Annotated in this window: 9 protein-coding genes; 8 read left to right on the top strand and 1 reads right to left on the bottom strand. The window is 38.6% G+C overall.

Features of this window, described 5'->3' with window-relative positions:
* Positions 1 to 156 precede the first annotated feature (156 nt).
* The 7 genes from GQR46_RS08685 to GQR46_RS08655 all read left to right on the top strand — a co-directional run bounded on the left by GQR46_RS08685 (position 157) and on the right by GQR46_RS08655 (position 8,007).
* On the top strand, positions 157 to 948 hold the full coding sequence (locus tag GQR46_RS08685) for a crotonase/enoyl-CoA hydratase family protein (protein ID WP_165727562.1): 792 nt from the start codon (positions 157 to 159) through the stop codon (positions 946 to 948).
* Positions 949 to 1,019: 71 nt separating this feature from the next.
* Positions 1,020 to 1,373 carry a CidA/LrgA family protein gene (locus tag GQR46_RS08680; RefSeq protein WP_165740722.1) on the top strand — a complete coding sequence of 118 codons (354 nt, stop codon included), beginning with the start codon at positions 1,020 to 1,022 and terminating at the stop codon, positions 1,371 to 1,373.
* On the top strand, positions 1,366 to 2,109 hold the full coding sequence (locus tag GQR46_RS08675; RefSeq protein ID WP_165740721.1) for an LrgB family protein: 744 nt from the start codon (positions 1,366 to 1,368) through the stop codon (positions 2,107 to 2,109). Before GQR46_RS08680 ends, GQR46_RS08675 begins: the two co-directional genes overlap by 8 nt.
* Before the next feature lie 38 nt (positions 2,110 to 2,147).
* The gene (locus tag GQR46_RS08670; RefSeq protein ID WP_165727565.1) at positions 2,148 to 2,978 is read left to right on the top strand and encodes a mechanosensitive ion channel family protein; all 831 of its coding nucleotides are present in this window, start codon (positions 2,148 to 2,150) and stop codon (positions 2,976 to 2,978) included.
* Positions 2,979 to 3,146: 168 nt separating this feature from the next.
* Positions 3,147 to 6,401, top strand: coding sequence for a winged helix-turn-helix domain-containing protein (locus GQR46_RS08665; protein WP_165740720.1), 3,255 nt, complete (start codon positions 3,147 to 3,149; stop codon positions 6,399 to 6,401).
* Positions 6,402 to 6,423: 22 nt separating this feature from the next.
* Complete coding sequence (locus GQR46_RS08660; protein ID WP_165740719.1) at positions 6,424 to 6,798, top strand: DP-EP family protein; 375 nt, start codon at positions 6,424 to 6,426, stop codon at positions 6,796 to 6,798.
* A 219-nt stretch (positions 6,799 to 7,017) separates the two neighbouring features.
* Positions 7,018 to 8,007, top strand: coding sequence for a sensor domain-containing diguanylate cyclase (locus GQR46_RS08655; protein WP_165740718.1), 990 nt, complete (start codon positions 7,018 to 7,020; stop codon positions 8,005 to 8,007).
* A 78-nt stretch (positions 8,008 to 8,085) separates the two neighbouring features.
* Here GQR46_RS08655 and GQR46_RS08650 read toward each other — a convergent pair whose 3' ends face one another.
* Positions 8,086 to 8,568 (bottom strand): winged helix-turn-helix transcriptional regulator, encoded by a 483-nt coding sequence (locus GQR46_RS08650; protein ID WP_024590009.1) that lies wholly within the window; start codon positions 8,566 to 8,568, stop codon positions 8,086 to 8,088.
* 169 nt (positions 8,569 to 8,737) lie between these two features.
* Here GQR46_RS08650 and putA point away from each other — a divergent pair, with 169 nt between their 5' ends.
* A complete protein-coding gene (gene putA, locus GQR46_RS08645) occupies positions 8,738 to 12,541 on the top strand; it encodes a bifunctional proline dehydrogenase/L-glutamate gamma-semialdehyde dehydrogenase PutA (RefSeq protein WP_010553201.1) in 3,804 nt (1,267 codons plus the stop codon).
* Positions 12,542 to 12,664: the final 123 nt, after the last annotated feature.

The following is a 12,664-nucleotide window of genomic DNA, read 5'->3' as shown; positions in this document are numbered from 1 at the left end:
TTATCTTAGGTTCGAATTGTTTAGCTTTTTCTCATCTAAAACCAATCCTTTAAGACTACGGCTTTAGCAATAAATTCCATTTATTTAAAAAATACCGTCACTTTACTTAATTCCTATAACAACATAAGCTCAAGCAACAGGTCAGAGGAGTGTGTAATGATAAAACTAGAAAAACAAAATGGCATTGCAACCGTCACGCTTAGCAGAGCAAAAAAACAAAATGCATTAAGCTTTGAAATGTTTGTAGAGCTAAACAAAGCCATTAAAAATATAAAAAGAGATCGTAGTATTCGTGCTGTGGTAATAAAAGGTGATGGCGAGCATTTTTGTGCAGGCCTTGATATATCTGCAGTAATGGCTACACCAATGAACATAGTGAAATTATTGCTTAAATGGTTACCAGGCAATCAAAATTTAGCGCAAAAAGTAGTATTAGGCTGGCAGTCACTTAGTGTGCCCGTTATTGCACAAATTGATGGCAACTGTTTAGGGGGTGGTTTGCAAATAGCTTTGGGGGCAGATTACAGAGTTGTTCATATTGATGCCAAACTTGCCATTATGGAAGCGCGTTGGGGATTGTGCCCCGATATGGGCGCAAATGTAATGATGAGCGGTTTAGTTAAGCGCGACCAAGCACTTTGGCTTGCAAGCCACGCAAACCCAATCACTGCACAACAAGCAAATGAGCTAGGTTTGGTTACTAAACTTACCGATGATACTCAGCAAGCAACGCAAAACATGCTCGATACATTACTTGAGCGTTCACCCGATACGCTTGCTGCTATTAAACGTGTTACACAACTTAGCTATAAACCAAACCAACGAAAAATACTCGCTAAAGAAACCTTAAGCCAAATTCGCTTACTGCTAAACCCAAACACTAAAAAAGCAATTGCTAAAGCTAAAGGAAAAGCAGATATAACCTACGCAAATACAAAGCACTGGTAGACTATTGCACAATGCATAAAAGAGTTTGATTTGTTAAAGTTAAGCTCTTATCTTTTCTGTGAGCCACTTTGATGAAATATCTGCTCAGTAGCGCTATTATTTTACTATGTTTAGCCTGTGCTAAACTCATTATGCACTTTATTGGTGGAAGCTTTCCTGCACCGTTACTCGCTATGGTTATTTTATTAGTTTTACTCTTATCGGGTATTGTAAAAGAGCAACATGTAAAACCATGCGCCTCCCCTATTTTAAATATTATGCCTATATTTTTCATTCCTGCGGGTGTGGGATTTATTGAACATCTCGGCCTTATAAAGTCGCACTGGGCATTTTTAGCCTCAGTTATGGTGCTAGTCCCTATAACTACCTTGTTGCTTGTTAGCAGTGTAATTGCGTATTTTAAGGGAAAAGAAAATAATGACTAATTTAACTTTTTCCGCTATTCCAGAGCTACAGCCTAATTTATGGTGGCTAAGTATCCCTTTTATTATTGTATTGTTTTTAGCATTAAGAGCCGTAAATCAAAGTATAAAAAACAGCGTATTTAAATCGCTCACTAACCCCGTATTTTTAAGTATTAGTATTATCGCTTTATTGCTAGTTAATCTAAATTTGCCTTATACGCAATTTACCTCGCACAGCAAATTACTAAGCTGGTTATTAGAGCCCGCGATTGTGGCTTTAGCGCTTCCTTTATATCAGCAGTTTACACACGTACGAAAAAATCTATTACTCATAGTCGCATCATGTAGCTTGGGGATTGTTAATGCAACCGTTGTAGCATTTTTACTAAGCATACTATTTAATGCGCCAGCGCAGCTAAGTGCATCTGTTGCTGCTCTTAGTGTTACTACGCCCATTTCTTTAATTGTTACAGACTCATTAGGCGGGATTAGCTCTCTTGCTGCGGCTTTAGTTATTTTTATTGGTTTACTAGGCGCTTTATTTGGTTTTATGCTTTTTAAACTCATTAATATTTTTAATCACGAATCTCAAGGTGTTGCAATGGGCACAGCTTGTCATGCAATTGGGACTGCTGCTGCTATTGCTGAACATCCAAAAGTAGGCGCTTACTCCTCAGTTGCAATGGCGCTAAGTGCTTTATTAACAGCAATTATAGTGCCGCTGTTATATCCATTTTTAGTCAACATTTTGCTATAGTTGGAAAAATACAACATAGCCCTAACATAGAGCGCTTTATGATCAGTTCTGAAATCGAACAGTTTGAAAAATATTACACCATGCTTACTGAGTATATGGTTACCTACAGTATGCAAATTGTTGGCGCTATTTTTATCGTCCTCATTGGTTTGTGGATAGCACAAAAGCTTGCCAAATTTGTAGCCGCGTTAATGACCCGTCATAACGTTGACATTACGCTTACTAACTTTGTCAGTAGCGTGGTAAAAGTACTGCTAATTGTAATGGTTATAATTATTGCACTTGGCAAAATAGGTATCAGCGTTACGCCATTTGTAGCAGCCATTGGTGCTGCATCTTTAGGTGCTGGTTTAGCGCTGCAAGGAATGCTCTCTAACTATGGTGCGGGCCTTGCCATTATAGCCACTCGACCTTTTGTTGTTGGTGATACTATTGAAGTTAAAAATGTAAGCGGCCAAGTTAAAACAATTGAGCTTGGCTACACTATTTTAATCAATGAAGAAAAAGTAGAAATCACCATTCCAAATAAGCATATAGTAGGTGAAATACTTCATAACTCATTTAGTTACTCATTGGTCAAAGGTGAAATAGATATAGCCTATAGTGCTTGCTCTGATAATGCGATTAGCCTTATTGAAGACGTACTTAAAGCACACGAATTAGTCGCACAAAATCCGTTATCACAAGTGGGTATTGAACGCTTTGCCGATAGCGGTGTTACAATAAGCTACCGATATTGGGTACCTACCACTAAAATTATTGAAACCAAGCTGGCTATTAATGGCGGTGTTTATAAAGCAATTAATAACGCTGATATTGAAATCCCATTCCCTCAACGCGTAGTTACTATAAATAAAAGCGATATATAGTCATAAAATCCAGTGGGTAATTCAATATTGAATTACCCACATCAATAAACCTCTTTTACTGCGTAAAAACTCCTTATCTGTTTGTTATTTTATCTGTAATATAAAGACTTGGTTAAAAAAGTCGGCTAATCACTCGCTTTAATTACATAATAACAATAATGAGCAATTATGAATCGCAGCCCTTTTTATTTAGGTGATTGGCAAGTCAATCCCCAGTCAAATACTCTTCAGCGTGCAGAAAAAACTAAACAGTTAGAACCAAAAGCCATGGATGTGTTAGTTCATCTTTGCTTCCAAAAAGGCGAAATTGTTACTAGTGACGAGCTATTAGATCAATGCTGGAAAAATGTTGAGGTAGGCGATAACCCGCTGCATAAAACAATTACCCAGTTACGAAAAGCCCTCGGTGATAAAGCAAGTGAACCCACCTACATAGAAACTATTCGAAAGCGTGGTTACCGCGTTATTGCAAAACTTGAGTTTCCTCTAGCTGAAGACATAAAAACAACTGAAAACACATGGCAAGGTGGCTCACCTTTTTTAGGATTAAGCGCCTACAACCCAAGCGATACACACCTATTTTTTGGCCGCAATCAATCTATAGAAACGTTACTCAATAGAATATCGAGCCAAGTTAAATTTGGTCGTGCTTTTTGCTTAATACTCGGTCCAAGTGGCACGGGTAAGTCATCACTTGTTAATGCGGGTATATTACCTAAATTACTTGATGAGCGAGGTTATAATGGCATTGGGGTGGTTTCCTACGCTCAGCTCGACTTTGCAGACGTCCATCAAAATAGGCTTTTTCTAGATTTAGCTTCCGCACTGCTTGATTGGGATATAAACAACCTACCTGTGTTTGAAGGATTAAGCGCGCAAACACTTGCAGAACAACTAGAGTTGGCAATAGATGACGTAATTAACGCCATACAAGCTGCACTAAGCAAAACCTCTACACAACTTAAAACACCGCAGTTATTTTTATTTATTGACCGCTTAGAAGTACTGCTTTCTTCTCCTTTATTTAGTAGCGAAACACGCAGCCATTTTTTATCGGTTATTGAGCGCTTAGCAACCTCTAAAACAGTGATTCTATTTAGTGCATGTCGTAACGACTTTTATCCTTTAGTGGTTGAACAACCCAGCCTAATGGCAGGTAAAGCTCATGGTGCGCATTACGATTTAACACCACCAAACAGGCACGAACTACAACAAATTATTCGCCTGCCAGCGTTAACCGCTAATTTAACATTTTCACTCGACCCGCAAACCCAAACGCCACTGGATGAAATTCTGTGCGCCGATACAGCTAATAACCCCGACGCACTGCCCATGCTGCAATACACACTGCAAGAACTGTATTTACAACGCAGTGATAGTAACGAGCTACTGCACAGTGTTTACACAAAACTCGGGGGTATTGAGGGAGCCATAGGCAAAAAAGCAGAAGATATATTTATTGACCTCAGCAACGAGCAACAACAGCAACTAAAAAGCGTGTTATCACAACTGATCACTTTAAATCCAGATGGTAAAACCATTACGAGCCGCGCTGCCCGCTGGCAAACATTAACGAACACAAGCCAAAAAGAGCTTGTGCAAGCCATGGTCGATAGCCGTTTATTTGTATCGCATTTACAAAATCAAGAAGCCTGTTTTAGCCTTGCTCACGAGGCATTATTACGTCAATGGCCGCGAGCAAAACAATGGATTAATGATCATAAAGATGCCTTAGCAATAAAAAGTCGCTTACAGCATCAAGCGCAAAATTGGGTAGATGAAGGTAAAAGTAGTGCTTACCTCCTAGCGCCAGGTAAACCTCTACAAGAAGCGCAGCTATTACTTAGCGACAAACTGTTTAAATTAGATGATAACGAGCACGCTCTTATCAAAAGCTCTGTAAAAAAAACAAAAGCAAAAATAAGAGTAAAACGAGTGACCGTTGCTTTATTGTGTTTGCTTACATTTACCGCGTTATTAATGAGCTTTACTAGTTTTAAGGCCCAGCAAAACGCACAAAAAAAGCAGCTTGAGGCAGAGAGCCTGCTTGGTTTTATGGTCGGTGATTTTGCCGATAAATTACGTAGCGTAAAGCGTATGGATTTACTTGATGGTATTAGTAATAAAGCACTTGAGTATTTTACTAATCAAACTGACGAATCAGGTTCACTTTTTAGCTTTAGCGATGATAAAGCACAATTTAACAACCGTTTTCAGTACGCACAAACTCTTGAGGCAATGGGGGAAGTGGCCTATTCGCGCGGTAAAACCATTGAGGCCTTCACCGCCTTTGAAAACGCCCGCACCCGCCTTGAGGCATTATTAAAAATCCAGCCCGATAATTTAGAGCTACTCACGCTTGCGGGTGCCAATGCCTTTTGGTTAGGGCAGCTTAGTTACGATAAAAGTGATTACGCCGCCACTGAGCCATTATTTAAAAAGTACCATTCATATAGCAAAACCATGTATTCGTTAGCACCGAATGATTTTAATTCCATTATGGAGTTGTCGTATTCACATAACTCATTGGGTTCTTTATACACAGAGAAATTTGACTATATAGCCGCGAAAAAAAGCTTTACAGAGTCACTTATGCTTAAGAATAGGGCCATTGAACTAAAACCGAATAGTAAAAATTTATTACGTGATAAAGCAGATACAATCAGTTGGCTTGCAAAAACTGAAGGTAACTTAGGTAACTTTAATGTCGCAATGAATATGCTGGAAAATGCAGTTTCTGTGGTGAAAAAAATGACTAATCACTACCCTGATGACGCCAGTCTTTTTTATATGTCAGCAAATATACATATGCAACAAAGTTATTTACTAAGTTATTTACCTGATAAAAAAATGGCCTATTTAAAAGCTCGCTTTGCGAATGAAATTATAAATGAGGCTTTAAAGCAAGATCCGGAAAATAATGAATTTCAACATATGTATTATCGCTCATTAGCGCAATTGATAATGTTGTCTTATGACAAAAAGATTGATTCAAGGACAGAAAAAATTATTAGCTTCTTAAAATCACAAGGTCTTAATAGTATCAATTCTATCAATACACAAATTAGTCTAATTCACTATTTTATTGACAGAAACTTCCCCCTTAAAGCGCAAGAGTTATTAACGACCCTTGAGAATGATGGCGAATATAAACGGTACATAACCAATAAAATGAAAAATAGAGATAACTTAGCCCCCATAAATATAAACCTACTCAAAGCTAAATTAGCTGCGACCAGCGAACAACGAGAGCAATTTTGCTTAAATGTGCTTAAAGCTATTACTAAAACAGTAAAAATAAACCAAAGTATTCACGTAAAGTACCCGCAGGTACAAGCATATACCTGCTTAAACCGAGCAAACGAAATACCAACAATAACAGCAAGCCTGTTAAAACTAGGCATTACTGACTTTAAACTATAAAACTAAACACAAAGGAAATTACATGACGACCACTATAAACAAAGTCGACATTCAAGTGCATATTGAGTTTAACGATAAAAAAGAGGCTATTTTTAGCTACACAGAAAATGGCAAAGCCGTTGATGGCGGCGGTACAGTAAGAACCGAAACTGCAGGTACTTACACTTTAACTCCTGCTGCAGTTGGGCTAGGCTTTTTTTTCACAGGAGCTACAGTTACTGATAAAATAGGAACATGTGCCCAAGACTTCAGTTATGCACTTAGTGATAACCACCAAGCAATCACTATCACCGATACAGCAAAAAACTCAGGCACTGCGTGTTTAATATTTAACGTTGAATGTAATGATAAACCTTATTCAAGCCCTGACCCACAAGTTATAAATAAAAAAAATTAATCAACAACGATTAATTATTGATTTTAAATTGCATGGGGCTGATTTATTCCTACGCAATTTATTTATAAACTAACTACCTTTTAGTTAAACACTGACACACTTCAATAAAAACAATTAAAATCAAACAATTAAAAAAGAAGGTTACCGAAAGGTTTAAAAATATAAATTAAATAAACTACTAGACATAAAGTTTCATTAACAATAAAAATGAGCAACACCATGTCTAACAATAATGAAAATAGCAGAGCAAACAACGCCGACAATGCTGTATCTGCATTAATGAGCAGCATTTCTAACACCGTTAACAATGAAAAAATAAGCGCTATTATTAATGTCACGAATGTCATGGCCGATGCTATTTTTATTGTTAATGCAGATGGCGTGTTTGAATCAGTAAACCCCGTCGCAGCACGTTTTTTTAACGTGACGTCAGATTTATTAATAGGTAGAAAATGGCATGATTGCTTACAAGAGCAATATCGCGATGACTATGCTTACATGTTTGAAAGTTGGAAAAATAATTATCAAACACCACTCAATCATGGTCCCAAAGAAGTTAAAATAATAAAAAATAACGGCAACTGTTTAGATATAGAACTTTCAATTTCTTGTATGCCTGCATCAACCACAAACAATACACCTTTATTTATTTGTATTATGCATGACATTTCAAAGCATGTTAAAAAGTATAAAGTACTCGAGAACATAGCCAAAATAGATCACCTCACTGGCGTCGCTAATCGCTGCACCCTAGAGAAAACGATTATTAAAAATTGGCAAGAGTGCATCGTAAACAAACAACCTTTGAGTTTTATTTTAATCGATATTGATTTTTTCAAACTGTTTAATGATAGTTTTGGTCATGTTAAAGGTGATAAATGCTTACAAAAGGTAGCGCAAACTATTGAAGCATGCCTACCCTCCAAGGATAGCTTAGTAGCTCGCTATGGTGGTGAAGAGTTTGCTGTTGTATTACCCCGCTCACATATCTCAAATGCAGAAATGATCGCAAAACGTATTCAAGAAAAAATACTCAACATTAATTTTAGAGATATTGGGCTGCCACCAAATGTAAAAATTAGTGTAAGCCAAGGCATTGCGTGTGAATACGATAATCAGTACAGAACATCTGAAGCATTAATATGCGCGGCTGATACGGCGTTATACAGAGCGAAGTCGGAAGGTCGTAATAAATTATGTATAAGGTAATGTACGACCTATATTGATAGAATCTTTATGTACTGAAATAAAAACCGCACTTGGCGGTTTTTATTATTTAAGGGACGCCTAAATGTCGATTAACAACCCTTCGTCTTTTTTAATTTTTTCGATCACCATATAAGTATGATGAGTGCCCACACCAGGTATATCGACTAAGTCACCTAGCACTTGTCTGTACTCTTCCATATTAGAAACACGGATTTTTAATAAATAATCATAGCCGCCTGCCACCATGTCACATTCAACGACTTGTTGTATTCTTAGTATATGCTCTCTAAATACCTTAAATACTGCTGTATTTGAAGCAACAAGCGACACTTGAACATGTGCTACTAAGCTTTGATTAAGCTTTGCTTCGCTAAGCTTAGCGTAGTAGCCTTCGATATAGCCTTCTTGCTCTAATCGTTTTACACGATCAAGACACGGGCTTGCACTCAAATTAACCTGTTTTGCGAGGTTAACATTTGAAATTCTGCCGTTCTTTTGTAGAACGTCTAGTATGGCTAAATCAATACGATCTAGCATGCGTAATCTATTTGGAATTGTCATAACAGAATTTTATGCGGATAAGTTAAATTTATGCCCTGTAAATTATCGTAAAACGCGAAATTTAACCAGCATATTCTGCTGAAATTTAATTAGAATGCACTCACAATATCACTGGTAATTTATTGGTAATTAATTTTACTTTAATTCTTAACACTCCTGAGGGTTGCTTATGTTATTCAACGGCGATTTAACAACGATTTGTCCTATTAGACAAAGAATCCGTGACTTCTACCGCATAGATGAAAATGCGGTTATTGATCATATTTTACCGCTTGCAGAAGTAGGCGTAAAAGCACGAAGTCGTGCCTGGGAAAGAGCCCGCCAGATTGTTTTAAACATTCGTAAAGAGCAAGATGGGCAAGGCGGTGTTGATGCGCTTTTAAATGAATTTTCACTCTCTAGTGAAGAAGGCGTTGTATTAATGTGTTTGGCCGAAGCGCTGCTTCGCGTACCAGACAAAGCAACTCAAGATGTACTGATTCGTGACAAGTTAGCGAAAGGTGATTGGAGCTCTCATTTAGGCAGCAGCGATTCTTTATTCGTAAACGCGTCTTCTTGGGGGTTATTAGTTACCGGTAAAATGGTTAACTACACAGACAAAACGAAAGAACAACAGTTCGGCATGCTTAAAAAGACCATTGGTCGTTTAGGTGAGCCAGTTATTCGTAAGTCTGTAAATTTTGCTATGAAAATTATGGGTAAGCAATTCGTTATGGGTCGTACCATTGACGAAGCAATTGAACGTGCTGCCGATACAGAGCAAAAAGGTTATGTATATTCTTACGATATGCTAGGCGAAGGCGCGCGCACAATGAAAGATGCGAAGCGTTACTTTGACAGCTACATGAATGCTATACACTCGATTGGTAAAGCGGCAAATGGTCGTGGTCCAATTAAGAGCCCTGGTATTTCAGTTAAGCTTTCTGCTATTCATCCGCGCTATGAGTTCACTCATAAAGACCGTGTGATGGAAGAAATTGTACCAAAGTTAAAAGAGCTTGCGCTTGCTGCTAAGAAATACGATATCGGCTTTACCGTTGATGCTGAAGAAGCTGACCGTTTAGATATTTCATTAGATGTCATTGAAGCAGTATTTAGTGATGAAGATCTTGGTGATTGGCAAGGATTTGGCTTAGCGGTTCAAGCGTATCAAAAACGCGCTATTTTTGTAATTGAATGGCTAACAGACCTTGCAACCCGTGTTGGTCGTAAAATGATGGTACGTTTAGTTAAGGGCGCGTACTGGGATACTGAAATCAAAACCACACAACAAGATGGTTTAGAGCATTTCCCTGTATTTACTCGTAAAGCAACAACCGATGTTTCTTACAAAGCATGTGCAATTAAAATGCTTGAAGCGCGCGACGTACTTTATCCACAATTTGCAACGCACAACGCTTACACTGCCGCGACTATTTTAGAAGTAGCGAAAGGCGACAACACCGGTTTTGAATTTCAACGTTTGCACGGTATGGGTGAATCATTATTCGACCAAATCGTAAACGAGGAAAAAATCCAGTGCCGTGTATATGCCCCTGTTGGTCAACACGAAGACCTACTTGCTTACCTTGTTCGTCGTTTATTAGAAAATGGCGCTAACTCATCATTTGTAAACGCGATTGTAGATACAACAAAACCTGTTGAATCATTACTACCAGACCCTGTGGAAACATTGCAAGGCTTGCGTAACAAGTACAATACGCAAATCAAAATGCCAATTGATTTATACGGTGAAGAACGTGCTAACTCTAAAGGCATGGATTTAACCGATATTAACGTTATTACCCCTTTCAAAGAGAATCTTGAAACATGGTTTAACGAGCACCTAATTGAGCAAAGCCAAGTACCAGAGGGCTCATTGGCTGTTAAAAACCCAGCGAACCACAAAGAAATCATCGGCCACGTTAAGTTACAAACTGGCGAAGAGATGAAAGTATTACTGGCCAACGCTGAAGCCGCACTTGAATCATGGTCACAAACACCAGTAAAAGAGCGCGCTAATTTACTGCGTCGCGTTGCTGACATTTTAGAGCGTCATCATGATGAACTAGTCGCTATCTGTATTAAAGAAGCAGGTAAAGTAGCGCAAGATGGTATTGATGAAGTGCGTGAAGCGGTTGATTTTTGTCGTTACTACGCAGCGCGCGCTGAAGAGTTATCTAAAGATGAGCGTTTTGAAGCCCGTGGCGTTATTTTATGTATTAGCCCGTGGAACTTCCCGCTTGCAATATTTTTAGGTCAAGTTGCTGCTGCGATTGTTACAGGTAACACTGTAATTGCTAAGCCTGCTGAGCAAACAAGTTTAATCGCCCTTCGTGCCATTGAACTAATGCTATCTGTTGGTTTACCTGAGCACGTTGTTCAACCGGTTATCGCTCGCGGCTCTGAAGTAGGTAAAACAATTGTTCCTGATGAGCGCATTCAAGCGGTTATGTTTACAGGTTCTACTGAAACAGGCACATTAATTTCTCAAACACTTGCTGCACGTAACGATATTCAAGTACCGTTAATTGCAGAAACAGGTGGCCAAAACTGTATGATTGTTGACTCAACGGCGCTTCCTGAGCAAGTAGTTGACGATGTGATCAGTTCTGGTTTTCAAAGTGCTGGCCAACGTTGTTCTGCTCTTCGTGTTTTATTCATTCAAGATGACGTAGCTGATGGCATTATCGAAATGCTTAAAGGCGCTCTAGCTGAGTTACACATTGGCGATCCATCGTTACTATCAACTGATGTTGGCCCTGTAATTGATGAAAAAGCACTTAAAAACTTAAATGAACACGTTGAGTACTTAAAAGGTAATTCTATACTTCATTACGAATGTAAAATTCCTGATAATACTCAAAATGGCGCATACTTTTTTGCTCCTCGTTTATACGAAATTAAAGACTTATCAGTACTTAAACGTGAAGTATTTGGCCCATGTGTTCATATTGTTCGCTTTAAATCGAATGAACTTGATGATGTGATGGATCAAATAAATAACACGGGCTATGGTCTGACAATGGGTGTTCACTCACGTATTGAAGAGCGCTGTGAGTACCTTGCTAAAATGTCACGTGCGGGTAATGTTTACATTAACCGAAACATGATTGGTGCCATTGTTGGTGTGCAACCGTTTGGTGGCCGTGGTTTATCAGGTACTGGCCCTAAAGCCGGTGGCCCTAACTACCTACAACGTTTAGTAAAAGAAAAAGCATCACCAGATAACGTACAAATGACTAACCTAACGCCTGACGAACTTGATTTACACCACTACAGCGGTGCGAATGAACAAGTTAAAAAGCTAATGGCTAACTCAATGCGCGATGAAAAAATCTGGCGTGCAACACCACTAAACGACCGTGTTTCGGCTGTACGTCAGTTGCTTGCTAAAATCGCGACGGTAGAAATTATCGACGATTTAGCAGACGACTTAGCATTAACATTATCAGAAGCACGTGCACAGCTTAACCGCCTTGAAAAGCACATGCGTAAGTTTACTACCCTGCCTGGGCCAACGGGTGAGTCTAATACACTTCATCTAGAAGCACGTGGTTGTGTAGTGTGTTATGCAGATAAGAGCACATCATTTAACTTCTGGGCATTGTCTATCATCACTGCTATTGCCGCAGGTAATACGGTAATTACTGTAGCGTCTGAGCTGTTTTATGATGAAGCAGTTGCCTTTAAAGATAAATTTATCTCTACAGGTGTTGCAGAAGGTGTTTTCCAAGTAGCTAAACCTAACCAGTTACAAGCTATTTTGGCGCACCCTCATTTAGCCGGTGCGGTAGTTGCTGCTCGCTCGTCTCGCTTGGGCTACTTTAGCCAACAGCTTGCACAGCGTAAAGGTGCTATTTTACCAGTAATTAGCTCTGAGTATTACGATACATTAATCAAACGTCTTATTACTGAAAAAACAATCAGTATTGATACAACAGCATCAGGTGGTAACACATCACTAATGACGCTTGTTGAAGATGATGAATAATTAAGCTAATGCTTTTTAACTAAAAAATAAAAAAGGCACTGAAAAGTGCCTTTTTTATTAGGTAGTAACGTATATATTTGTTAGCTTAATGAAAGATTAATAATAGAAGTAATAAATTTGAAA

Source organism: Pseudoalteromonas sp. Z1A6 (assembly GCF_011378745.1).
GTDB lineage: Bacteria > Pseudomonadota > Gammaproteobacteria > Enterobacterales > Alteromonadaceae > Pseudoalteromonas > Pseudoalteromonas arctica.
Note: the sequence above shows the minus strand (reverse complement) of the source record. Positions and strands in the feature narration are given on the sequence as shown.

What these genes read in the sequence shown, in the direction of transcription:
- GQR46_RS08685 (WP_165727562.1), top strand. Translation starts at nt 157, where the DNA reads ATGATAAAACTAGAAAAACAAAATGGCATTGCAACCGTCACGCTTAGC.
- GQR46_RS08680 (WP_165740722.1), top strand. Translation starts at nt 1,020, where the DNA reads ATGAAATATCTGCTCAGTAGCGCTATTATTTTACTATGTTTAGCCTGT.
- GQR46_RS08675 (WP_165740721.1), top strand. Translation starts at nt 1,366, where the DNA reads ATGACTAATTTAACTTTTTCCGCTATTCCAGAGCTACAGCCTAATTTA.
- GQR46_RS08670 (WP_165727565.1), top strand. Translation starts at nt 2,148, where the DNA reads ATGATCAGTTCTGAAATCGAACAGTTTGAAAAATATTACACCATGCTT.
- GQR46_RS08665 (WP_165740720.1), top strand. Translation starts at nt 3,147, where the DNA reads ATGAATCGCAGCCCTTTTTATTTAGGTGATTGGCAAGTCAATCCCCAG.
- GQR46_RS08660 (WP_165740719.1), top strand. Translation starts at nt 6,424, where the DNA reads ATGACGACCACTATAAACAAAGTCGACATTCAAGTGCATATTGAGTTT.
- GQR46_RS08655 (WP_165740718.1), top strand. Translation starts at nt 7,018, where the DNA reads ATGTCTAACAATAATGAAAATAGCAGAGCAAACAACGCCGACAATGCT.
- GQR46_RS08650 (WP_024590009.1), bottom strand. Translation starts at nt 8,568, where the DNA reads ATGACAATTCCAAATAGATTACGCATGCTAGATCGTATTGATTTAGCC.
- putA (WP_010553201.1), top strand. Translation starts at nt 8,738, where the DNA reads ATGTTATTCAACGGCGATTTAACAACGATTTGTCCTATTAGACAAAGA.